The sequence below is a fragment of the Rosenbergiella metrosideri genome (genome assembly GCF_022602565.1).
GTDB lineage: Bacteria > Pseudomonadota > Gammaproteobacteria > Enterobacterales > Enterobacteriaceae > Rosenbergiella > Rosenbergiella metrosideri.
Genome location: NZ_JALBCV010000006.1, coordinates 127,937 through 152,196, shown reverse-complemented (window position 1 = coordinate 152,196; position 24,260 = coordinate 127,937). Strand labels below are relative to the sequence as shown.

Here is a 24,260-nt window from a genome sequence, read left to right as displayed (position 1 = left end):
ATTCCATCATTGTGGTTTGGGCGTTAAACGCCTTTTATTACAGTATAGCTTATGCTTCGCTGTTGCCTTCGCCGAGAGGTATTGCTCCCGTCATCTGAAAATCTTGCGGGGGGATCCCCGTCATTTCGCAGGCCAGTTCACCCGTACGGCGCAATGCATAACGGTAGCGCTCATCAAAAGGATAGCAGCAGGATAAGCGTAGTGCATGGTGATAGTGGTCGCTGAGGGAATAGAGCGATCCAGGGGTAACACAGATACGTTCATTCAATAACTGTTCGAATAAATCAACGGTATTAATTTTACCGGGCAGCTCTGCCCAAAAAACGAACCCACCCGTTGGTCGAGTCGCTTGCGTCCCTTCAGGGAAATAGCGAGAAATCATATCTCTGACCTTATCCATATTGCTGGCATAGCGCCTACGCAGTGAGCGTAAATGGTGGTCATAGCCGCCATTAGCGATAAATTCGGCTAAGGTAGAGGTTAAAAGAGCCGACTCGCCTAAGGTGCTCAAGCCTTTTAGGCGAGAGATTGCATCGTGAAAACGGCCCGCCATCATCCAGCCAATACGAAAATCTGGCGCGAGGGTTTTGGTAAAGCTGGTGCAGTAAATGACCCAACCTTCTTTATCAAAGCTTTTCACCGCCGGTGATTCCGGAGTGTGAAATTGTAACTCGCTATAAATACCGTCTTCAATTATCGGTAATTGATAATGTTGTGCTAACTGCGCCAACCTTTTTTTATCTGCGACAGAGGAGGTAAAACCTAATGGATTGTGAACCGTCGGGATGGTGATTAGCACTGAGATCCGTTTCTCTTTCAACATCAATTCGAGCACATCCATTTTGATCCCTTTTCGAGGATCCGTTGGGATCTCGACGGCTTTTAATCCCAGTTCTGCCAGTAAAGGAAAAAGGAAGAAGTAGGTCGGGCTCTCAACGCCAATACAGTCACCGGGAGAGGTGACTACCCGCAAGGCTAATTGAATCGCTTCTGAACAGCCGTGAGTAATAATGATCTCCTCGGCGGACAGGGATAAGCCTGAATAAAGGGCGCGCTTCGCGATTTGTTCGCGTAGTGGCTCACCATTATTAGGTAGTGCATATTTGGAGATGATGTCAGGTCGTCTGCGTAATAGCGAGGCGGCAATTTTTGTCAGTTTAGCGGTGGGGAAAAAGTCCTCATGCTGAGGGCAGGCGAGGGAAATATTGGTGTAAGCCGGATTGCGCTGAGCGGCGAATACCGCCTCGATTAACGCCATCTTTTCCCGTCCTAATTCGCGAGGCTTTAGCTGCCTAGGTGCGGAGGTGGCAACCTCTGCGAGTACACTGCGTACGTAAAATCCTGACTGAGGCCTAGCTTCAACCAACCCCCGATTCTCTAGGCGCTGCCATGCCGCAAGTACAGTATTGACACTCACTTGATGGGTTTCAGCAACACGCCTAATGGCGGGTAGCCTCTGTCCAGCCTTGATCTTTCCTTGGTGAATTAAGGTGGCGAATTCGTCGGCAAGCTGCTGATAGCGAGTCGTGACCTCTGTCATGGATACACCTTGTTGTCAGTTTAATGGGTACAATTTACTTTAACTGAAATTGTACTCATTACAATAATACTTTTTTGTCTCTGTTACCCTTTTTATCGCTGAGGTACCATAGCCTCACTCTTTTTTTGCAGGACACTCATCATGCTTGATCCCTCTTACATTAGTTATGTCGTCGTTATGTCGGTCACACCTGGCCCGAATAACGTGATGTTGGCGACCTCTGGGGTTAATTATGGTTTGAAAAAGACCTTACCCATGATACTAGGGATTATTGCAGGGTGTCTGGTGCAACTGCTATTTTCCATTTTAGCCTTTGAGCAACTCCTCCATTGGATGGCGATGATCCGTATACCGCTGACGCTAGCAGGCAGTGGATATCTAATCTGGCTAGCATGGAAAATTTTCCGTTCTGCTGCGCCCGAACTTACCCAAGCTTCAACACCAATGAGTTTTTTTGGGGCAGTCTTGTTTCAGGCGGTAAACCCTAAAGCATGGTTAATGTGTTTAAACGTTGCCCTGGTCTACGCTGCCGATATTCCGTTGAGTTGGATGTTACTTAGCTACGGCTTGATGACGCTGCCTTGCGTAATTATTTGGGCGATATTGGGCGATAAGATGAGTGGCTTATTGCAAGATGCCAGTAAACGCTGGGTCTTTAATAGCGTGATGGCGTTGACGCTAGTCATGACAGCAAGTTGGATGCTGGTAGAAGTGATCATGGCATAACATAGGCGGCCTGCTTAAGCAGGCCGTTTTCTATCACACTGAAAGAGGTTCACCTTCAGTGATAGGTAAAGGGCTAAGCGTAACAGTCGCTTGCTCACTATCCGGAGTTGGATAATCGAGTGCTAACACTTCGCTCGTATGTTTCAATACCTGCTCTGTGGCCTTTTCATCGTCGTTAAGCGTAATTTTCCAGTAAGGGATCAATTGCTTAATCTTCTGTTGCCAGCTTTCTGACGCGATCTCATCCTTAAAAATTCTCCCCATCACCTCAAGCATCGCTTGTGCGGCGGTTGACGCACCCGGCGACGCTCCGAGTAGCGCTGAAATTGTTCCATCTTGCGAGGTAATAATTTCGGTCCCCAGTTTTAAGGTACCTCCTTTACTTCCATCGTTTTCAATCACTTGAACACGTTGACCGGCAACGACTAAACGCCAATCTTCCGCCTTCGCGTGAGGAACATATTCGCGTAGCGCATCGAGGCGATCGTTATCGGTGAGCAGCACTTGCCCGATAAGATACTTCACTAGGCCGAAATTACGCGCCCCGACTTGCATCATCGGGACAATATTATTCGGCGTCATCGAGCCAAACATATCGAGTAAAGAGCCTTGTTTTAGAAACTTGGTAGAAAACGTGGCGAAAGGTCCAAACAGCAGTACCTGTTTACCATCAAGGACGCGTGTGTCGACATGGGGAACCGACATAGGCGGTGCCCCGACACTGGCTTTACCGTAAACTTTAGCTAAGTGCTGCTGGACTAAAGCTTGATTTTCGGTCACTAAGAAGGAGCCACCAACTGGGAAACCGGCGTACTTTTTCGCTTCCTCAATTCCAGTTTTTTGTAAAAGAGGGAGCGCACCACCGCCCGCACCAATAAAGATGTGTTTCGCGGTCACTGTACGCGAGGTATTGTTCATCAGGTTTTGCAGCGTGACTTGCCACAAGCCATTCTCTAAGCGAGTAATAGTGCGTACTTCTTGGCGTAGGGATAAGGTGAAATTATCGCGTTGACGTAAGCTATCAATAAGTTGTTTGGTCAATTCACCGAAATTGACATCCGTACCGAAAGGCGAGTAAGTCGCCGCCACTTTCTCTCCCGGTCGACGCCCTTTCATAATCAATGGTGCCCAATGTTGGATCGTTTCGGCTTCATCAGAAAAGGCCATGCCACGGAATAAGCAACTGTTACGTAAACTCTCTGCGCGCTTTCTGAGGAAATTGACATTGTCGTCTCCCCACACAAAGCTCATATGTGGCGTGGTGTTGATAAAACTACTCGGTTGGCCTAAACGCCCTTGTTCGACTAACGACGCCCAGAATTGACGAGAAACCATAAATGCTTCGTTAATTGAAATCGCTTTAGTGATATCAATCGAGCCATCTGCGCGTTGCGGCGTATAGTTCAACTCAGCCAACGCCGAGTGGCCAGTCCCAGCATTATTCCAACCATTTGAGGACTCTTCGGCAACGCCAGGCAGGCGTTCCACTATCTCAAGACGCCAAGTCGGTTCAACTTCTTGCAGAAAAGTACCCAGTGTGGCGCTCATGATCCCCGCGCCAATCAATAACATATCGAGGGGAGCTGAGTCGGGTACATTAGCAGTCATAGCGTGGCTCGCACTCATTGAGAGGGAGAGGTGTAATGGTGATTTCGACATGAGGCAATATCCTCTTCTGTAAGACGCCGATCCGCTTACAGCGTGGTGACAGTAAATGAAGCTCTCGGTAAGATACCGATAAATATAACATTTCCCTGTCTAATTTAAACATCGGATTTGAAGTATTTTTCGAAAAACGGCCGCAGTCATTTTCGCTAAAAAACTAGAATTATCTGTAATTTTTTAAGCGATAAATCAATAAATTATTCATTTATTCTCTTATTATTGGCACGCTTGGCATTATTATTAGATGTGTTGCTAATAATTACTCTTTTATTCCATAAGCTAATGATAGTACTCATTATAATTATCGTCTTATCGTGAATGTGACTTATGTCACATATCAGTTAATTAACTGTTAAATTTAACACGTAATGATCACGATGCGTTGGAGATAAAACGCCGCCAAATAAACCGTATCAGTAAGTACTCGAGCGTCCCGAGAAAGAGAAACCACAAGGCAAAAACAATGGTATAGAGCTGATTAAGGTCCATAAGATGGAACCATTGCATGATGGATTTGGCCACGCCAATACCGAACGTCGGGGCAGGCAGCAGCAGTGCCGAAAGAAAGCCCAGCAATAAGATTCCAGCGGGGATAAAGAGCGTTTCAAGCGGATTTTTCATGGGGCACTCGTTTTTTCTTCAGGTTGAGCGTGATGTCAACTGACTCTTAAACAAAAACTAATTTTACCAAGAATATCCTCGGCTTGCGCCCCGTTTATGTAGTAGGGTAAAAGTTATAGCCTTTGCTATACTTAACTTCATGATTTTATTACTTTTTTATTTTACGCTTTGCATGGTAGACTCCTCTGCATAACGACTTCCCTAACAGGGAATATCACTGTTACTTTTTATAGCAACTCAGATTATTATGAACATACTGACTACATTTATTCTTGCTTTAGGCATGTCGATGGATGCTTTTGCCGCAGCCTTAGGTAAGGGCGCTGTACTCAAACAGGTCACTCTTAAAGAAGCCTTACGTACAGGATTGATTTTTGGTGTAATTGAAACATTGACTCCCTTACTGGGATGGGTCCTCGGTATTGCTGCTAGTAAATATGTGATGGCTTGGGATCACTGGATCGCCTTTGTATTACTCACCGTTCTCGGCGGCCGTATGGTCATTGGTGGATTACGACATCGTAATGATGAGGAAGTCACTCCCCCTGAGCGGCATGGATTTATGGTACTGGCCTTAACAGCGGTGGCGACAAGCTTAGATGCGCTCGCTGTCGGCGTTGGGCTAGCGTTTCTGCAGGTCAATATTGTACTGACCGCACTGACCATTGGCATTAGCACCACCATTATGGCGACCACCGGTATGCTTATCGGACGATTTATCGGCCCTGTCTTAGGAAAGTGGGCGGAAATCCTAGGGGGGATTGTGCTGATAGGCATTGGCACATCGATCTTGATTGAACACCTCGGTTTACTAAGCTAACGCTTATTACGGCTGACACTTGAGGAATACGGTATGAAGATTATCCCTCCACTGCTTACGGGCGCTATGATGCTCTCATCGTTACCTGTATTCGCCGCAGATACCCTGCCGAAAATTGAAGCTGTGCAGGGGGACATCGTTCGATTAGCTGTAGAGAGTAACCCCACCACCGGTTATCAGTGGATGATGAGTAAATTGCCCCAAGCCTTAATTTTTGTCTCAAGTGATTTCCAACAAAATAAAGACTGCCCCAAAGGCACGGTAGGCTGCTCAGGTAAACAAATCTTCACTTTCCTTGCTCAACAAGCAGGGACGGTTCACTTACAGCTGATCTACGGTCGTATTTTCGATAAAACATCGTGGCAAGAAAAAACGGTACCTGTGGTGATCAAGTAAGTCTCCTTGCATCAGGCTGCTCCTCTTTGTGGGACAGCCTGATCATGAATAAATCATTATTCTATCCTCTCTTTTCTTCATGCTACGGATTCATCCCCCGCACAGACTACGGCCCGAATAATCGTCACTGAAGGCGGCAGTTCCATCATTTTTACAGTAAACTTATTGGTTCATGCACTGCATAGAGTCGGTATAGTTATGATTTCTGAGCGTTTTGAACGATTGATTGATATTTTTCGCGAGGCGCCGAGCGCCGAGCCACCTAAAGCGATTGGCGCTTTCTACCTTTTTTATTTACGGCAAGTGTGGCCTTGCTTTGCAGGCTTGCTGGTGGTGGGATTTCTTGGTGCGCTCATTGAAGTCGCGCTTTTCAGCTATTTAAGTACCATCATTGACCTCGTAAACCACAGTCGGCCAGCAACAATATTCCATGAGCATTGGCCGATTCTCTTGTGGATGGGGGCAGTCGCATTGGTGATCCGCCCAGTGATGATTTGGTTGCACGATTTACTCATTCACCAAACGATTAACCCGCGAATGACCAGCATGATTCGCTGGCAAAACCATCGGTATGTTTTACGCCAAAGCCTATCCTTCTTCCAAGGCGATTTTGCCGGGCGCATTGCACAACGTATTATGCAAACCGGTAACTCGGTACGAGACTCTGCGGTACAGCTTGTCGATGCGATTTGGCACGTTGTGATCTATGCCGTGACCTCTCTGGTGCTCTTTGCCGAAACCGATTGGAAATTGATGATCCCGTTAGTTATATGGATGGTGATCTACATAGCGGCATTGCGCTACTTTGTTCCACGGGTCAAACAACGCTCAGTGGTCTCTTCGGAAGCTCGCTCCAAATTAATGGGATTTATTGTTGATGGTTACACCAATATTGCTACCTTAAAACTGTTTGCGCACAGTGCGCTCGAAGAGCAAAACGCCCGCGAGACCCTGCAAGACCAGACAGAAAAAACGCAGTTAGCCGGTAGAATGATTACGGCAATGGACGTTACGCTTTCAACCATGAATGGCGCATTAATCGTAACCACCACTGGATTAGCATTATGGCTGTGGAGCCAATCGTTGATCTCCGTCGGGGCCATCGCGCTCGCGACTGGGCTGGTCATTCGTCTGGTTAATATGTCTGGATGGATTATGTGGGTCGTTAACGGTATTTTCGATAATATTGGTACCGTCCAAGATGGGATGAAAACCGTCTCTCAACCCCTCAGTGTGCAAGACGCACCTCAGGCGAAGCAGCTGGTCGTGACACAAGGTGAGATTGTGTTCGACCATGTGCGTTTTGGCTACTCGACAGAACGTACCATCATTGATGACCTCACATTAACTATCCAACCAGGTGAAAAAATTGGCTTAATCGGTTCCTCGGGGGCGGGTAAGTCGACTTTAGTGAACCTACTATTGCGGATGTACGATGTCGACCAAGGCAAAATCAGTATCGATCATCAGGATATTGCACAGGTCACTCAAGATAGTTTACGCAGTCAAATCGGGATGATTACCCAAGATACCTCACTCCTGCATCGTTCTATCAAGGATAACCTATTATATGGCCGCCCTGACGCGACAGAGGAAGAGCTTGCTACGGCAATTATCGGTGCTCGCGCCGACGAGTTTATTCCCCAACTCTCCGATAATGAAGGACGTGTCGGGCTTGATGCTCAAGTCGGGGAGCGCGGGGTTAAATTATCCGGTGGGCAGCGCCAACGGATTGCAATTGCCCGTGTGCTATTAAAAAATGCACCCATCTTGATTATGGATGAGGCGACATCAGCGTTGGATTCCGAGGTTGAAGCGGCGATACAAGAGAGCCTAGAGTCGTTAATGAGCGGGAAAACCGTTATCGCTATTGCACATCGTCTCTCGACTATCGCGCGTATGGATCGCCTTATTGTATTACATCAAGGACGAATTGCGGAACAGGGGACTCACCAACAATTATTGGCACACCAAGGTATTTATGCCCGGCTATGGCAGCGTCAGACCGGCGGGTTTGTGGGCGTCGATGAGTGATTGGTGAATATTTGTGGGGCAGTTTGCCTGCACGGTTTGCTATACTGGCCCACACGTCTTTTTCTTGCTCGGATTATTATGGAACGTTTTGTAGAAAATTTAATGTATGCCACCCGCTGGATTTTAGCGCCTGTCTATTTTGGCCTATCAATTGGGCTACTGGCGTTAACGGTGAAATTTTTCCAAGAAGTCATTCACGTTCTTCCTGAGTTATTCACGGTAAGTGAAAATGACCTCATCTTATTACTGCTATCGCTGATTGATATGTCGCTGGTGGGCGGACTACTGATTATGGTGATGCTGTCTGGGTATGAGAACTTTATTTCCCGTCTTGATATCGATGAAAGCAAAGAAAAGTTGAGCTGGTTAGGAAAAATGGATGCCGGGTCGCTGAAAAATAAGGTTGCAGCGTCAATCGTTGCCATCTCGTCAATTCATCTCCTGCGTGTGTTTATGGAAGTACGCACCATCGATAATAGCAAAATACTTTGGTATGTCGTGCTACACGTTACCTTTGTTTTCTCTGCATTTGTGATGGGCTATTTGGATAAACTTTCCCGTCATGACAAATCTGCACACTAAACATTAACGCCTATGTCTTGGGGCAGTTTATACTCTCGTCCCAAGGCTTGATAAAATAGACAGCGCTCATGTTCTTGACCCCCGTAAAGTATCGACTTGCAGCAGTACTTGCCGTACTGTCGATTTTACTGCTGTTTATTGCGCCGTTAATCTCGCAGTCACTGTATCTCGCCCACGCTTCGCGTAACTCCCAGACAGAACAACGTTGTAATGACGACACAATGGGTAGTGGGGAGATGTCTAACGCGATGATGTCACACAGTATGTCGGCTGAAAAAAGCGACCATGCCACACTTCCAGCATCGGGGATGGTTTGTGGCTACTGTGAGTTACTGGTTCACTTCCCCTTTTTCGCATGGATTGCTGCGGCGATCCTTTGGCTTCTGAGCGCTTTATCGTTAACGCCTCCATCGTTACCTTATCGTACCATTATCTTGACCCCTTGCTATCCGCCTCAACTCTCGAGGGGGCCTCCGCGGGCCTGAAGTAAATCAATAGTGTACTGAATACAGTGCGTTGACTTTCTTTTTAACCCGCGAGATCGCTATGACTCAGTCTGTAAAAGCGACGTCGAATAGCAACAATGCTTTTATGCTATTGCTTCGTCGTTTACATTTCTATATTGGCCTGTTTATCGGACCGTTTATTTTTACTGCATCCCTAACAGGAATGCTCTATGTTATCACCCCTAGTGTGGAGAGTGGGCTATACGCCTCGACGCTTAAGGTGGTTCCGCATGGCACGGCTCAGCCCCTTGCCGCGCAAGTCGCCGCAGCGAAGCGTGCGATCCATCAACCTGCCACGCTTGCCGCGGTGCGTCCTGCACCGGGCGCGACGGATACCACTCGTGTTCAATTCTCCCAGGCGGGACTCGGCCCTTCGGAGACTCGGGCTATCTTTATTGATCCTTATCGTCTTACGGTAACAGGTGATTACATCGTCTATGGCACATCAGGAATATTGCCGTTTAGAACCACACTGGATCACCTCCATCAAAGCCTGCTATTAGGGAGTGTGGGACGCGCTTACAGTGAACTTGCCGCGTCGTGGATGTGGATCGCTGCACTGGGCGGAATCATTCTTTGGATAGGTGCTGTTCGAGCTACTATACAACGTCCCCGTAAGGCGAGTTTTAGCATGCGTTGGCACCGTCGGTTGGGTGGGGTGTTACTATTAGGGATGGTGTTTCTGTCCGCGACGGGAATTACCTGGTCACAGTGGGCGGGCGACAACGTTAATCAACTGCGACATGCCTTTGGATGGTTAACTCCACAAGTGACCGCAGTTATTGGGGACGTCACCGAGCCCGCTCCGAAAAATGCGCATGCCGCGCATCAGGCCATGGACATGGGCAGTATGCCCGGTATGGATATGAGCCGACCCTCGCCAACCCCTGCACCGACTTATAATGTGGTGGATAACGACTGGGATCGCGCACTGTTCAGGGCACGACAAAATGGAATACATGCCGCGAAAATTGAAATCCGTCCCCCTAAGGATAGCCACCACACTTGGACCGTCACTGAAATTGACCATCGTTGGCCGGTGCAGGTCGATGCTGTCGCCTTGGATCCTAAAACTCTCGCCGTTATTGATCACGTCGAGTTTCGTGACTATCCCCTTCTGGCAAAATTAACCCGCTGGGGAGTTGATGCACATATGGGACTCCTTTTTGGCTGGGTAAATCAGTTAATACTTGCCCTGTTCGCACTGGGGCTCTGCGCGCTGATTATCATGGGTTATCGTCAGTGGTGGCGACGTCGGCCTCAACCGGCCAATCACTCACCCGCACAGACCTTAAGTGAGGCGTGGCGAAATTGTCCGATTGTCACGCGCAGTCTCGTGCTCGTCTTTGCTGCACTGATAAGTTATGCCTTACCGGTGCTTGGAGTGAGTCTTGTACTCTTTATTTTGATTGATATCTATCGCTGGAAGAGGGCGTTAACCATGCAACAAACATCGATAAGCGAGTCATCCCAGTCAGCAGCGCAGCATCAACAGCGGAAGAAGAAGCGTAACTTTATCCGTGGCGTTATCGTTATCTGGTTAATCACCTGTACCGTGATGAGTCGGGCTATCATCGGCGGTGTGATCGACGAGTACCACCTTCCCTTTACTGAATGGTCCGGCGGTATGTATGCCATGCAAGGGATGATGATCATCATTTACACCAGCGTCTTCACCGGTTTAATGTCGATCCCGCTCTGGTATTTCTTCCTCGGTGAAAGTGATCCCCAAGGGCAATAGTAGATGCTGAGCAAGGACGCTCGGCATAACACGTATAAAAAAACCACCCGAAGGTGGTTTTTTTCGTTTAAGTGACTTAACGCATGGTTACAAATTCTTCCGCAGAAGTCGGGTGAATCGCCACCGTATTATCGAAGTCACGCTTCGTTGCGCCCATCTTCAATGCCACGGCGAAGCCCTGTAGCATCTCATCCATACCGTAGCCAATCCCATGGATACCGACAATTTTTTCTTCTTTACCTACGCAAACCAACTTCATCCGGCAAGGTTGGCGATATTGGGTGACCGCCGTATACATCGCGGTAAACGAAGAGGTATAAACCTTCACTTGCTCATCGCCGAACTGTTTACGCGCATCTGGCTCGCTTAGTCCAACAGTACCAATCGGTGGATGGCTGAACACGACGGTGGCGATATTAGAGTAGTCTAAATGCTCGTCGGGTTTATTATTGAATAAACGCTCAGACAGACGACGTCCCGCAGCAACCGCGACGGGGGTCAATTCCACCGCACCAGTATTGTCGCCGACTGCATAAATCCCTGGGACAGAGGTATTTTGGAACTTATCGACAGTAATGTAGCCTTTATCGTTCAGTTCAACGCCCGTCACCGAAAGATTAATGCTATCGGTTGATGGCGCACGGCCAATTGCCCAAATCAGGCAGTCGGTATTGTGTTCTTCACCGTTGGTGAAATGGATAGTTAAGCTGCCATCGCTATTCTTCTCGATACGTTCTGCTTCACACTCTTTATGCAGCTGAGGCCCCTCTTTTTCCATCACTTCCACCAAGGTGTCGGAAAGCAGTGGGTCAAAGCTCCGTAATGGCTTATCTTTACGTAAGAAGAGGTCTGTTTCTGCACCCAACGAATTCAGTACGCCCGCCACTTCTACGGCAATATAGCCCGCACCAATCACCGCAACGCGTGCAGGAAGTTCATCCAATTCGAAGAAACCATCGGAATCAATCCCATATTCTGCCCCTGGGATGCTAGGCAGGACAGGATGACCGCCTGTAGCAATCAAAATATGGTCGGCTGTATAGGTTTCACCATTCACTTCAACAGTGTGGGCGTCGACAAAGGTCGCAAAACCACGTATGACGTCGACATTATTTTTTCCCAATACGTTGTCGTAGGAGTGATGGATACGATCAATGTACGCAGAGCGATTTTTGATCAGCGTTTTCCAATCAAACTTATTCACTGTGGTATCGAAACCATAATCTGGGCCGTACATATGAATCGCTTCTGCGATTTGCGCGGCGTGCCACATGACTTTTTTAGGGACACAGCCTACGTTAACACAGGTGCCGCCTAGTGCTTTAGCTTCGACTAAGGCACATTTTTTACCGTGCATGGCTGCGCGATTGATCGAGGCGATACCGCCACTCCCGCCACCAATAGCGAGATAGTCATAATGTTTCGTCATCGTTCCTTCCATCTTAGTTGAGGTCGATAAATGAATAAATTTCTCAGTACAGTGTAACCTGCGGCAGAAAAACTATGCAAAGTTTGCTTCTATAGCTGTGATAGGCTTAGATCATGAAATAAAACCTAATGAGATGCAGCGATGTATTTAACTTTTCTTGGTACCTGTGCGGGCTCACCCAGTATACAACGTAATGTCACCAGTATAGCACTCAGCTTCTCTCCTAAGGGGGAGACATGGTTATTTGATTGCGGTGAAGCGACACAGCACCAGTTTATGCGCACGGACTTGAAGCCGGGGCGTTTAGAAAAAATTTTCATAACTCACCTTCATGGGGATCATATTTTTGGTCTTCCCGGTATCTTGACCAGTCGCTCGATGAGCAGCATCGCAACACCTCTGACAATTTATGGCCCGAAAGGCTTGAAAACCTTTATCGATACGGCGCTGACAGTGAGTGGATCATGGGTAGATTTTCCGCTTGAGATTATTGAAGTCGAGCCGGGTATTGTTATAGAGAACGACGAGTATCGGGTTATCGCCCAGCCATTGAACCACGTTATCCCGTGTTTTGGCTACCGCATTGAGCAGCGAGATCGTCCCGGAAGATTGGACCCACAGTGCTTAAAGGACGATGACATTCCTGCGGGGGCTTGGCTACAGCAGCTTAAAAAAGGAAAAAATATTTGCTTACCCGATGGGCGTGAGATCATCGCAGAACGCTATCTTGGACCGAGCAAAAAAGGAAAGGTTGTCACTATACTCGGCGATACCGCCCCTTGTGATAACGCGGTTGTTTTGGCGAAACAGGCAGATATTTTAGTGCACGAAGCCACCCTCGAAGCGGCGATGGCAGAGAAAGCGAATGGCAGGGGGCACTCGACGACAGCGCAAGCGGCTTCGATTGCGCATCAGGCACAGGTGGGTAAATTGATCGCGACACATTTTAGTTCACGTTACCGTCAACAAGATATGCCGCGACTGCTGGCAGAATGCCGAGCAGAATTTGCGAATACTGATTTAGCTTACGACTTTATGGTGGTGAATCTTTAATCGGTGGGAGGCTTATGCCTAACCATTATCAGAGCGCTATATAAGATAGCGCTCGTGAGTCATTACTCTGGAACAATCCACTCCACTAACGTATGCCCGATACCTTGTGGGACTAACTGCTCATGCAACCATGGCAGCACTGAACGCATCTGTTGTTCCAACTTCCACGGTGGATTAATCACAATCATACCGGAGGCGGTCATGCCCCGTTGGTCGCTATCTGGCTTAACGGCAAGCTCGATCTGTAGGATCCGACGAATACCGGTATCCTTCAGATCGGCAATCATCCGTTTGATCTGTTGGCGTAACACAACTGGATACCATAAGGCATAGACGCCAGTGGAGAAGCGTTTATAGCCTTCAGCGATCCCTTGTACCACCGCTTGATAGTCCGTTTTGATCTCGTAAGGGGGATCGATAAGGATCAAACCACGACGAGAAGGTGGCGGCAGCTTCGCTTTCAGTTGCTGATATCCATCCCCCCGAGCGACAACTGCACGAAGATCTTTTTGGAACTCCCCGCGTAGCAACGGATAGTCACTAGGGTGTAACTCTGTCAGTTGTAACTGATCTTGCTCGCGCAGTAAGTGGCGAGCGATCAATGGTGAGCCAGGGTAGTATTTGAGTTGTCCAGAAGGGTTTAAATCACGTACTGCTTGAAGATAATGTGCGAGTTCAGCAGGCGTGTCATTTTGCTGCCAGATACGTGCGATACCTTCCATATATTCGCCAGTTCGCTCAGCTTGTTCGCTGTTAAGAAGATAACGGCCAGCCCCTGCATGAGTATCCAAATAGAGAAAAGGTTTATCCTTCTCTTTTAATGCCGAAATAATAAGGCTTTGCACGGTGTGCTTTAAAACGTCGGCATGGTTACCCGCGTGGAAGCTGTGGCGATAGCTCAGCATGTGATTTCCTTTATAACAAAACACGACAAAAACGAGACAGGCGCAGCTGTCTATGAGGGATAAGTATAACAAATTGCGCTCTACGGCAGTAGCATTACGCAAGATCAGTGGGGGGATGATTGATATTTTTCTAATCGTCCCCATATCGTAATAATACGATCAGCGTTCAACTCAAATTTTATAGGATGGTGCTATGACAAATCCACTACTCACCCCTTTCAGCTTGCCACCTTTCTCAGCAATAAAGCCTGAGCATGTTGTGCCAGCGGTCACGGCGGCGCTAGACGAGTGCCGAGCAACGGTTGAACGCGTGGTCGCCCAGCCAGGCCCCTACACGTGGCAGAATCTTTGCCAGCCTTTGGCAGAAGCGGATGACCACTTGGGACGTATTTTTTCACCTGTCAGCCATCTTAATTCGGTCAAAAACAGCCCCGAGCTACGTGAAGCTTACGAAGGGGTATTACCCCTCTTGTCAGAGTATGGAACATGGGTCGGACAACATGCTGGTCTTTATCAAGCCTACCGCAGCTTAAAGGAAAGTCCTGAGTTTGGCGCATTATCCTTAGCAGAACAGAAAGCGGTGGATAACGCATTACGTGACTTTGAACTCTCAGGAATTGGCTTACCGAGTGATAAACAAAAACGCTACGGTGAAATCTCTGCGCGCCTGTCAGAGATTGGCGCGGCTTACAGCAATAACGTATTAGACGCGACCATGGGCTGGAGCAAGCTGATCACAGACGAAAGCGAACTGGCTGGTATGCCAGAAAGCGCTCTTGCTGCCGCGCAGGCACAAGCCGAAGCGAAGCAGCAGCAAGGGTGGTTATTAACCCTCGATATTCCCAGTTACCTACCGGTCATGACCTACTGTGACAACCAAGCACTACGTGAAGAAATGTATCGCGCTTACAGCACCCGCGCCTCGGACCAAGGGCCGAATGCTGGAAAATGGGATAATGGCCCACTGATTGAAGAAGAACTGGCTTTACGTCATGAAATTGCGCAGTTACTTGGTTTCGGTTCATTCGCAGAGAAGTCGTTAGCCACCAAAATGGCAGAATCATCGGATCAAGTTATTAGCTTCCTCAACGACCTTGCCGATCGCGCTCAACCGCAAGGCCAGCGTGAACTTGCCCAGCTGCGCGAGTTTGCTCAGCAGCACTATGGGGTGAGTGATTTACAGCCTTGGGATATCACGTGGTATGCCGAAAAGCAGAAACAGCATCTCTATACCATCAGCGACGAGCAATTACGCCCTTACTTCCCTGAGCAACGCGCATTAAGCGGCCTGTTCGAAGTGATTCGTCGAGTCTATGGACTGCGTGCAGCAGAACGTCACGATGTCGATGTATGGCATCCCGAAGTACGCTTCTTTGACCTGTTTGATGGTGATGACCAGCTGGTGGGGAGCTTCTATCTCGACCTCTATGCGCGTGAACATAAGCGTGGTGGAGCTTGGATGGACGACTGTGTCGGGCGTATGAAAAAAGCCGATGGCTCATTACAAAAACCGGTGGCTTACCTCACCTGTAACTTCAACCGTCCAGTCGGCAATAAGCCAGCGCTCTTTACTCACGATGAAGTGGTTACGCTATTCCATGAGTTCGGTCACGGCCTGCACCATATGTTGACGCAGATCGATACGGCAGGTGTTTCCGGTATCAATGGCGTGCCATGGGATGCCGTCGAGCTCCCTAGTCAATTTATGGAAAACTGGTGCTGGGAGCCAGAGGCACTTGCCTTTATCTCAGGTCACTACGAGACAGGCGAGCCACTGCCTCAGGCCTTACTGGAAAAAATGCTGGCAGCGAAAAACTACAATGCCGCCATGTTTATTCTCCGTCAGCTTGAGTTCGGACTTTTCGACTTCCGTCTGCATGCCGAATATCAACCGGAAAAAGGGGCTCGAGTTCTCGATATCCTGCAAGATGTGAAGAAAAAAGTTGCCGTGATGCCTTCTCCTGCGTGGGGACGTTTCCCTCATGCTTTCAGCCACATCTTTGCTGGCGGCTATGCAGCGGGCTACTACAGCTACCTCTGGGCTGACGTATTGGCGGCAGACGCTTGGTCGCGTTTTGAGGAAGAGGGGATCTTTAACCGTGAAACTGGACAATCATTCCTCGATAACGTCTTAAGCCGTGGCGGATCTGAAGCGCCAATGGCGCTGTTCAAGCGTTTCCGTGGGCGTGAGCCGCAAATCGATGCGATGCTTAAGCAATACGGTATCGAAGGTTAGTAAGTGAATATTTACTTACTTGATGAAACAGGCACCCAATCGGGTGCCTTATCTGAAATTGCCGACCGCTGGGGCTTAGTGCACGATGAGAATGCGTCATTGGCTTTAGTGTTAACCGGTGACCAATTAGAACTGCGTAAACGTGACGAGCCTAAGCTCGGTGGCATTTTTGTCGATTTTGTCTCGGGTGCAATGGCGCACCGCCGTAAATTTGGCGGCGGACGCGGCGAAGCGGTAGCGAAAGCCGTCGGAATTAAAGGCACCTATCTGCCCGATGTTGTTGACGCGACAGCAGGCTTAGGCCGAGATGCCTTCGTATTGGCATCGCTAGGTTGCCGAGTCCGTATGATTGAAAGACATCCTGTGGTAGCGGCACTGCTAGAAGATGGACTGCAACGCGGATATCGCGACCCTGAAATCGGTGAGTGGTTACAGCAGCGACTGACCCTGATCTATGGCCCGAGCGCACAACAACTTAGTACCTTAAGCCCGCGTCCCGATGTCGTCTATCTCGATCCAATGTACCCGCATCGGCAGAAAAGCGCCCTGGTTAAAAAAGAGATGAGGATATTTCAATCCTTGGTCGGTCCGGATAACGATGCTGACAGTCTATTAGACCCCGCTAGGGCCTTAGCGAAACGCCGAATTGTGGTAAAACGTCCAGATTATGCGCCGCCATTAAATGGTGTCGAGACCAGTTCCGCAGTCGTCACGAAAAGTCATCGCTTCGATATTTACCCTTCGCTTAATCCTGAAACGCCTTAAGGAACGCTCCCGATCACGATAACAACGACCGGGAGACCTTCACTGACTACTCTTCGTCACAAAATGGCACAATCAACATATCGACGTGAACGTTATTAATCAGTTGTCGCGCTGAGGACATCAATTTACTCCAGAAGTCTTGATGATGGCCACAAATCACTAAATCGATATCGTACTTATTAATCGCGTCGACTAACACTTGCGCTAACTCGCCTGTTCCGCTCAAAATTTCGCTGAAAGGATAGCCCGCTTGGTTCGCCAAAGTGGTCAAAGCTTGCGAGGTCTCTTGGGAGATACGTTTTTGCATATCGCCTAAGTTCACATCGATCAGACCGGTGTAGAGATCGGAATAGTTAACATCCACATGAATAATCGAGACTTTGGCATTATAAGGTTTCGCTAAAGAAACCGCTTTCTGGACTAGTTCTTCACTTTCTGGTGAGAGATCGACGGCCACCAAAACATGATGATATGACATGATAAACTCCTTATTGGCGCAATAGTCACGACTCAGCGATTCGCGCTTATTGATGTTTCTGTGAAGCCCCAATCATAACGTTAAGCGCAGGGACTGTCATGATGAAACGATTGAATACACTTAGGAGAAGTATAGCCTGACTTGGCAAGGAGAGCAGTGAATCAGAGGGAAAAGTAAGACACAGATCAATGACCTGTGTCTTACTAAGCTTAAAGCAGTTGTAGTGCTATCCAGTACAGCGCACCCGACAGCAGGATAGAGACTGGAAGGGTCAATACCCAGGCTAACGCGATACTACGAATCGTTTTCGACTGTACACCACCGCCATCAACAATCATGGTACCGGCAACGGAAGATGAGAGGATATGCGTGGTCGACACGGGCATTCCCGTATAACTCGCTAAGCCAATCGACACGGCGGCAGTAATCTGGGCAGACATACCTTGTGCGTAAGTCATGCCATTCTTACCGATTTTTTCGCCGATGGTGGTCGCAACACGACGCCAACCGACCATCGTCCCGAGAGACAGGGCCAGTGCTACCGCCAGAATAATCCAAATCGGTGCATACTCGATTGTACCGTTAAGATCGCTTTTCAGGTTCCCTAAGAAACGCTTATCGTCAGATGAGGTTTCAGGTAGCTTGGCAATCTTATCGGCGGTATCCGACATGCATAATAACAAGCGACGGACTTGAGAGCGGTTTTCGACGCTCAACTGATCGTAGCTTGATAAGTTATTCAGCAAATCTTGCGCATGGTGGACCGTCACCAAGCCATTTTCACTGCTACAGTGGAAAGGCTCATTAGGGTCAATCGCCGTGTTCTTAATGCTAGGAGGGGCAATCAGCGTTGAAACTTGTGGGTTATGTTGTTGATAGTATTGCTCAAGGTGATTCACCGCGTCACGGGTTCGGGTGATGTCATACCCTGAGGCATTCATATTCACCACAAATCCGGCCGGTGCAACACCAATCAGCACTAACATCACTAGCCCGATGCCTTTCTGACCATCGTTCGCCCCATGGGAATAGCTCACGCCAATCGCTGAAACGATTAAAGCAATACGCGTCCAAAAAGGTGGCTTCTTCTTACCATCTTTCTTCTCGCGCTCAGCAGGCGTCATATGATTACGGCGGCGCTTCTTGGTACCACTCCAGTACTTACGGAGCAGGAAGATAAGAAAACCGGCAATCACCATCCCGACGATGGGCGATAGAATCAATGAGAGAAAAATATTGATTACTTTCGGTAGGTTAAGCGCTTCGACTAGCGAGCCACCCGTCACCAAGGCATTCGTTACCGCAATACCAATAATGGCACCGATTAACGTATGCGAGCTGGATGCAGGCAAACCAAAATACCAAGTCCCTAAATTCCAAATAATTGCCGCAAGCAATATTGAGAATATCATTGCCAGCCCATGGGAAGAGCCAACATTCAGCAGCAGATCAGTAGGCAGTATGTGCACTATTGCATAGGCAACACTTAACCCGCCGAGTAAGACGCCGAGGAAATTGAATAAACCAGCCATCATTACAGCTAGTTGCGCACGCATGGCACGGGTATAGATAACGGTAGCAACCGCATTCGCCGTGTCATGGAAGCCATTGATTGCTTCGTAAAACAGAACAAACAGAAGTGCCAGAACTAAGAATAGACTGGTACTTAAATCAAGACCGGTAAACAGATGGAACATAATGTTACGCCATTTTAAGGGACATACCCGAGGCATTATCGGCGAGTTAGGTCCTTGCAGGAAAGCAAAAAATCATACTTTTTTACCTTGACCTACCATTTTCACTTAACTGTCTATCAATTTTCTTATAAAAAAGAGTAGGTTATTTAATAATTGTTTAAGTTTTTTTTTTCTGACTAGCCACCAGCCTATCAGGTCACTACAATCTGGCCTTTTAGAGGGGGGTAGTGTGGAAAAATTTGATGTCGTAGTCATTGGTGCAGGGGCTGCCGGGTTATTCTGTGCCGCGCAAGCGGGCCAGCAAGGACTGAATGTCCTGGTGGTGGATAACGGTAAGAAAATCGGCCGAAAGATATTGATGTCCGGTGGTGGGCGCTGCAACTTTACTAACTTATACATTGAGCCCTCAGCCTATCTCTCCGCTAACCCTCATTTTTGTAAGTCAGCACTTGCTCGCTATACACAGTGGGATTTCATTGACTTGGTTGGGAAATACAATATTAATTGGCATGAAAAAACCTTAGGCCAATTATTTTGCGATGACTCAGCTCAGCAGATCGTTGAATTATTGCTGGCGGAATGCGAGTTAGGTAAGGTTACGATACGTCTACGCAGCGAAATCCTTGACCTACAGAGAGATGATTCAGGTGAATACCTATTAAAGCTGAATGGAACTAATGTAAGTACTCGCAAACTTGTTGTTGCTTCAGGCGGACTGTCGATGCCGGGCTTAGGGGCAACACCCTTTGGCTACAAAGTCGCGGAGCAGTTTGGCTTATCGGTTCGTCCCGTCAGTGCTGCATTAGTGCCTTTTACCTTGCACAAGCCAATACTGGATACTCTGCAACAGATTTCGGGCGTCGCGGTACCCATTACCATCGATGCGGCAGATGGCACCCGTTTTAAAGAGTCGATGCTGTTTACCCACCGTGGGCTATCGGGGCCGGCAGTACTACAAATTTCCAGTTACTGGCGTCCGGGGCAAGCGGTGACGATCAACCTTGTTCCTGATACTGATGTGAATCATTTTATTGAGGCACAGCGCAGAGAACATCCTAACCTTTCCCTGAAGAACAGTTTAGCCCGTTTGTTACCAAAGCGATTAGTGGACAGTTTAGTCGAGCTTTCTCTGTTACCTGAAGTCACGCTCAAACAGCTGAATTCGCGTCAACAACAGCAACTCATCGAACAACTCACGATGTGGGCGGTTTATCCGAATGGTACCGAAGGCTACCGTACCGCCGAGGTAACTTTAGGCGGCGTCGATACCCAGCATTTATCCTCGCAAACCTTTGAGGCGCGCGACGTGCCCGGCCTTTACTTTATTGGTGAAGTGGTAGACGTCACGGGCTGGCTGGGCGGGTATAACTTCCAATGGGCGTGGAGTTCAGCGTGGGCTTGCGCGCAGGCGTTAGCGAATAATTCAGGTCGATAACAGCAGCTCAACGCTTACGTGAAGCTTTTTATCCCCCCAACCCAGAAATCGACCTTGTCATGGTACAGACGATAATAATCAGGCCTCAGCCGCGGGTTCGCGGTGTATTATCTTCATTGTACCATGATAGGCATCCCTTACTCCGGTAGCACTAAGGCGCTGCGATCAATCCGATCGATCGACGTCACACCCGTAAGGGTCATCGCAACACGTATTTCCTGAGAGAATATCTCCAATAAATTTTCAACGCCGCGTTGGCCATCTGCCGCGAGGGCATAGGCCATTGGGCGTCCTATTAGGCAGGCCTTGGCCCCTAATGCCAGCATACGTACAATATCCAGTCCGGAACGAATGCCTGAATCGACTAACACAGTGAGGTCATCACCGATTTTATCTGCAATGGTCGGTAGCGCTTTCGCCGTCGATAAAACGCCATCGAGTTGCCGACCACCATGGTTCGATACCACGATGCCATCCGCCCCAAAGTTAACGGCATCTTTAGCATCTTGCGGGTCCAGTATGCCTTTTATAATCATCGGCCCTTTCCAAAACTTCCGAATCCATTCGAGATCTTTCCAACTAATTGAGGGATCGAAATTATTTCCTAGCCAGCCAACGTAATCTTCCAGCGTCGTAGCTTTACCTAAGTATTTTGAGATATTACCCAAATCGTGAGGGCGACCCCGCAGACCCACATTCAGTGCCCACTCCGGCCGCGTACAGGCTTGTAAGATCCGACGCGAAGCTGCAAAGGGGCCCGACATACCGGAATGCGCATCTCGATAGCGAGCGCCTGGCGTTGGCATATCAACGGTGAAAATAAGTGTGGTAATCCCCGCAGCCTGGGCTCGCTCTAGCGCGTTACGCATAAACCCACGATCTTTGAGTACGTAGAGTTGAAACCAGAGCGGTTGTACACTTTGGGCGGCGACCTCTTCAATCGAACACACTGAGACGGTTGATAAACAGAAAGGGATCCCTTTGGCTGCCGCGGCGTTTGCTGCTTGCACCTCACCTCGTCGCGCATACATTCCCGTTAACCCGACAGGGCTAAGAATGATGGGAAGGTCGTGCTGCTGGCCGAAGAGTGTTGTTTTAAGACTAAGATTTTCAACATTTCGTAAAATACGTTGGCGTAAACTAATCGTCGCTAAATCGGCGCTATTGGCTCGTAGAGTATGCTCGGTATAGGCGCCGCCATCGATGTAATCAAATAAGAATCTGGGTAACTTACGTCGTGCGGCTTCCCGGTAATCTGATGCGGATGAGATAATCATAGTCATCGTTCCTGTATGGGTTCTATTCCCCCCCTATAAGGGCGGCTTGCGTAAAAGCTAAAATAAGGTATTTTTAATTATGATAAAAACAACTTTTTCAACTGAATATAAGTCAAAAAAAGAATAGTTATGAACCTTAGAACGTTACGTGTTTTTGTCGAAGTTGTCCGTCAAGGCGGCTTTACCCAAGCTGCGGATGTCGTGTCGCTGACCCAATCGTCAGTCAGTAAAGCGGTGAAAGCGCTAGAAGTTGAACTGGGAGTTCCTTTGCTAAACCGTATTGGCCACAAAACGGAATTAACGGCTGCAGGAGAAATCGTTTATCGACGCGCGCTCGTCCTCCTTACGGAGAAAAATCACCTCCTCGCAGAGATCGATGCGTTACAGGAACTTAAGGGAGGTACGCTTCGTATAGGCTTGCCGCCGGTAGGCTGTGGGGTGTTATTTGCTAAGATGTTTACAGAGTATCGACGTCGTTACCCGCAAGTGGATATTGAATTAATTGAACATGGCGGAAATAGATTACGCGAGTTTCTAGAGGCCGGAACGATAGATATCGCCGCATTACTGGTATCGAAGGACGATGCCATTGCCTATCAAGATGTGCGGAATGAGCCACTCGTTGTGGTCTTACAGGCAGATCACCCCTTAGCAGGCTATCACCAACTCAATTTTAAGGATTTACATGCTGAACCCTTTATTTTGTTTGAAGAGGGGTTCACCCTTAACCAATTAATATTGGCCGCTTGTGAACGGCGAAAGGTGAGTCCTCGGATAACGGCTCGAAGTGGGCAAATCGATTTTATCGTCGATCTCGTGACAGCGGGACTGGGGGTTGCATTTTTACCGAGGATGCTGGCTACTAAGCATCGTCATCCCGGTATCTCGTTGGTGCCTCTCAATGAACCGTATACTGACTGGCGGATAGCTTTAGCTTGGCGTACGGGAACGCAGCTCCCTCCCGCGGCGATAGCTTGGTTGGAATTGGCAAAAACGTTGGCTCCGCCACAAGAGTAAGCTTTCTTCAACCCCTCGAATAATGGTGGCGCTCACTCCACTTACCACTTTATTGGGTAGGTATAACAATATTTACCCGTTTTTTATATTCGTGGGTGAGGTTTATAGTGCTTCTCTACAGGAGGAGCTTATGTCGCTAACAATAAAAAAGTTCAACAAGCCTTTAACCCATTTGGCCTCATTTCACGAGGTCGTGCGATTTTTTACACCAAATTGGTTTGCGGTGACGATGGGGACTGGCGTCCTTGCCTTAGTTCTCGCGCAAGTTGCCACACCCAATAGCCTCTTATTAACTCTCGCTCGGCTACTCTGGGCGATGAATATTGCTCTCTTTAGCGTATTTACGCTGCTGTATCTTGGGCGCTGGCTCCTCTATCCGCAAGAGGCGTGTAAAATTTTCGACCATCCTCAAATGTCGATGTTTCTCGGCACTATTCCTATGGGGCTAGCGACGATTATTAATGGCTTTATCAGCTTCGGCCTCCCTGTCTTCGGAAGTCTCGCGGTCGATATTGCTCATCAGTTATGGCGCGTCGATGCAATTCTCGCCATAGCCTGCGGCATTGGATTACCGCTGTTTATGTTCACGCGACAATCTCATCAACTTTCGTCTATGACAGGTTTGTGGTTATTACCGATCGTTGCCGCAGAAGTTGCCGCGGCCAGTGGTTGGATTGTTGCACCACATGTGTCCGATCCGGCGCAACAGCAGACGATGGTTATTTTTAGTATGGTGTTGTGGGCATTCTCAGTGCCAGTCGCCTTATCTCTACTCGCTATTTTACTCTTGCGTATGGCGCTACATAAGCTTCCCCCCGTCGCCTTATCCGCCACCACTTGGCTTGCATTAGGGCCTATAGGCACCGGATCATTGGGGATGTTTTTACTGAGCCAACAGAGCACGCTGCTCGCCAGTAATCCAATCTTCGAGCCTTTTAGTCAGGTTATTTCAGGGTTTGGCTGGATAATGGGGATTTTATTATGGGGATTTGGTGCATGGTGGTTACTGCTCGCACAGGGTATCACTTGCCATTACGTAAAACAGGGAATTCCTTTCAATTTGGGTTGGTGGGGCTACACCTTTCCATTGGGGGTATTCACTTTAGCAACGTTTAAGCTCGCTCAGCTGACCGCATTCCCTTTTTTCTCGAACCTTGCGGTAGCGCTACTTATCCTTTTAAGTGGAATATGGGCACTGGTGATGATGAAAACGGCTCGGGGAGCATGGAGTGGCAAGCTATTTTTCGCACCCTGCTTACAAGAAAGTAAACCAATTAATAACGACCATGAGTAGAGGTTGTCGTAATGAAATATTGATGTTATCGATTGTAACAGTA

At 48.3% G+C, this 24,260-nt stretch carries 21 protein-coding genes; 13 read left to right on the top strand and 8 right to left on the bottom strand.

Going from position 1 to position 24,260, the window contains the following annotated elements; genetic code table 11:
* Nucleotides 1-49: 49 nt before the first annotated feature.
* Entirely contained in the window at nucleotides 50-1,540 is a 1,491-nt protein-coding gene (locus MKR94_RS08285; RefSeq protein ID WP_241646490.1) for an aminotransferase-like domain-containing protein, read from the bottom strand.
* A 141-nt stretch (nucleotides 1,541-1,681) separates the two neighbouring features.
* On the opposite strand from MKR94_RS08285, the gene MKR94_RS08280 reads away from it, so the two are divergent.
* Nucleotides 1,682-2,266: a LysE family translocator gene (locus MKR94_RS08280; protein ID WP_241646489.1), complete on the top strand. Its 585-nt coding sequence runs from the start codon at nucleotides 1,682-1,684 to the stop codon at nucleotides 2,264-2,266.
* Nucleotides 2,267-2,299: 33 nt separating this feature from the next.
* Here MKR94_RS08280 and mqo read toward each other — a convergent pair whose 3' ends face one another.
* Together mqo and MKR94_RS08270 are read right to left on the bottom strand one after the other, a co-directional pair.
* Nucleotides 2,300-3,925 (bottom strand): malate dehydrogenase (quinone), encoded by a 1,626-nt coding sequence (gene mqo, locus MKR94_RS08275; RefSeq protein ID WP_241646488.1) that lies wholly within the window; start codon nucleotides 3,923-3,925, stop codon nucleotides 2,300-2,302.
* Between the two features lie 378 nt (nucleotides 3,926-4,303).
* A complete protein-coding gene (locus tag MKR94_RS08270) occupies nucleotides 4,304-4,552 on the bottom strand; it encodes a DUF1158 family protein (protein ID WP_048914050.1) in 249 nt (82 codons plus the stop codon).
* 247 nt (nucleotides 4,553-4,799) lie between these two features.
* On the opposite strand from MKR94_RS08270, the gene mntP reads away from it, so the two are divergent.
* The 6 genes from mntP to MKR94_RS08240 all read left to right on the top strand — a co-directional run bounded on the left by mntP (nucleotide 4,800) and on the right by MKR94_RS08240 (nucleotide 10,631).
* Complete coding sequence (mntP, locus tag MKR94_RS08265) at nucleotides 4,800-5,372, top strand: manganese efflux pump MntP (protein WP_241646487.1); 573 nt, start codon at nucleotides 4,800-4,802, stop codon at nucleotides 5,370-5,372.
* A gap of 33 nt (nucleotides 5,373-5,405) precedes the next feature.
* Nucleotides 5,406-5,768, top strand: a complete 363-nt coding sequence (locus MKR94_RS08260; protein WP_241646486.1) for a protease inhibitor I42 family protein — start codon at nucleotides 5,406-5,408, stop codon at nucleotides 5,766-5,768.
* Between the two features lie 198 nt (nucleotides 5,769-5,966).
* Nucleotides 5,967-7,802 (top strand): ABC transporter ATP-binding protein, encoded by a 1,836-nt coding sequence (locus MKR94_RS08255; RefSeq protein ID WP_241646485.1) that lies wholly within the window; start codon nucleotides 5,967-5,969, stop codon nucleotides 7,800-7,802.
* Between the two features lie 78 nt (nucleotides 7,803-7,880).
* Complete coding sequence (locus MKR94_RS08250) at nucleotides 7,881-8,384, top strand: TIGR00645 family protein (RefSeq protein ID WP_241646484.1); 504 nt, start codon at nucleotides 7,881-7,883, stop codon at nucleotides 8,382-8,384.
* Between the two features lie 68 nt (nucleotides 8,385-8,452).
* Nucleotides 8,453-8,869, top strand: a complete 417-nt coding sequence (locus MKR94_RS08245) for a DUF2946 domain-containing protein (RefSeq protein ID WP_241646483.1) — start codon at nucleotides 8,453-8,455, stop codon at nucleotides 8,867-8,869.
* A 61-nt stretch (nucleotides 8,870-8,930) separates the two neighbouring features.
* Entirely contained in the window at nucleotides 8,931-10,631 is a 1,701-nt protein-coding gene (locus MKR94_RS08240; protein WP_241646482.1) for a DUF2534 family protein, read from the top strand.
* A gap of 76 nt (nucleotides 10,632-10,707) precedes the next feature.
* Here MKR94_RS08240 and gorA read toward each other — a convergent pair whose 3' ends face one another.
* On the bottom strand, nucleotides 10,708-12,060 hold the full coding sequence (gene gorA / locus MKR94_RS08235; protein WP_241646481.1) for a glutathione-disulfide reductase: 1,353 nt from the start codon (nucleotides 12,058-12,060) through the stop codon (nucleotides 10,708-10,710).
* A 141-nt stretch (nucleotides 12,061-12,201) separates the two neighbouring features.
* Between gorA and rnz the strand changes: the two genes are divergently transcribed.
* Complete coding sequence (gene rnz / locus MKR94_RS08230) at nucleotides 12,202-13,113, top strand: ribonuclease Z (RefSeq protein WP_241646480.1); 912 nt, start codon at nucleotides 12,202-12,204, stop codon at nucleotides 13,111-13,113.
* Nucleotides 13,114-13,175: 62 nt separating this feature from the next.
* Here the strand turns inward: rnz and MKR94_RS08225 are convergent, their stop codons facing one another.
* On the bottom strand, nucleotides 13,176-14,018 hold the full coding sequence (locus tag MKR94_RS08225; protein ID WP_241646479.1) for a 23S rRNA (adenine(2030)-N(6))-methyltransferase RlmJ: 843 nt from the start codon (nucleotides 14,016-14,018) through the stop codon (nucleotides 13,176-13,178).
* A gap of 193 nt (nucleotides 14,019-14,211) precedes the next feature.
* Between MKR94_RS08225 and prlC the strand changes: the two genes are divergently transcribed.
* Entirely contained in the window at nucleotides 14,212-16,254 is a 2,043-nt protein-coding gene (gene prlC, locus MKR94_RS08220; RefSeq protein ID WP_241646478.1) for an oligopeptidase A, read from the top strand.
* Between the two features lie 3 nt (nucleotides 16,255-16,257).
* Entirely contained in the window at nucleotides 16,258-17,019 is a 762-nt protein-coding gene (gene rsmJ / locus MKR94_RS08215) for a 16S rRNA (guanine(1516)-N(2))-methyltransferase RsmJ (protein WP_241646477.1), read from the top strand.
* Nucleotides 17,020-17,065: 46 nt separating this feature from the next.
* Here rsmJ and uspA read toward each other — a convergent pair whose 3' ends face one another.
* Both uspA and pitA read right to left on the bottom strand, forming a co-directional pair.
* Nucleotides 17,066-17,497 carry a universal stress protein UspA gene (gene uspA / locus MKR94_RS08210; RefSeq protein WP_241646476.1) on the bottom strand — a complete coding sequence of 144 codons (432 nt, stop codon included), beginning with the start codon at nucleotides 17,495-17,497 and terminating at the stop codon, nucleotides 17,066-17,068.
* Nucleotides 17,498-17,706: 209 nt separating this feature from the next.
* Entirely contained in the window at nucleotides 17,707-19,194 is a 1,488-nt protein-coding gene (gene pitA / locus MKR94_RS08205; protein ID WP_241646475.1) for an inorganic phosphate transporter PitA, read from the bottom strand.
* Nucleotides 19,195-19,423: 229 nt separating this feature from the next.
* Between pitA and MKR94_RS08200 the strand changes: the two genes are divergently transcribed.
* The gene (locus MKR94_RS08200; protein ID WP_241646474.1) at nucleotides 19,424-20,629 is read left to right on the top strand and encodes a BaiN/RdsA family NAD(P)/FAD-dependent oxidoreductase; all 1,206 of its coding nucleotides are present in this window, start codon (nucleotides 19,424-19,426) and stop codon (nucleotides 20,627-20,629) included.
* 137 nt (nucleotides 20,630-20,766) lie between these two features.
* Here the strand turns inward: MKR94_RS08200 and lldD are convergent, their stop codons facing one another.
* A complete protein-coding gene (lldD, locus tag MKR94_RS08195; protein ID WP_241646473.1) occupies nucleotides 20,767-21,906 on the bottom strand; it encodes an FMN-dependent L-lactate dehydrogenase LldD in 1,140 nt (379 codons plus the stop codon).
* A 129-nt stretch (nucleotides 21,907-22,035) separates the two neighbouring features.
* Between lldD and MKR94_RS08190 the strand changes: the two genes are divergently transcribed.
* Together MKR94_RS08190 and MKR94_RS08185 are read left to right on the top strand one after the other, a co-directional pair.
* Nucleotides 22,036-22,923 carry a LysR family transcriptional regulator gene (locus MKR94_RS08190; protein ID WP_241646472.1) on the top strand — a complete coding sequence of 296 codons (888 nt, stop codon included), beginning with the start codon at nucleotides 22,036-22,038 and terminating at the stop codon, nucleotides 22,921-22,923.
* A 130-nt stretch (nucleotides 22,924-23,053) separates the two neighbouring features.
* On the top strand, nucleotides 23,054-24,217 hold the full coding sequence (locus MKR94_RS08185; RefSeq protein WP_241646471.1) for a TDT family transporter: 1,164 nt from the start codon (nucleotides 23,054-23,056) through the stop codon (nucleotides 24,215-24,217).
* The last annotated feature ends 43 nt before the right edge of the window (nucleotides 24,218-24,260 follow it).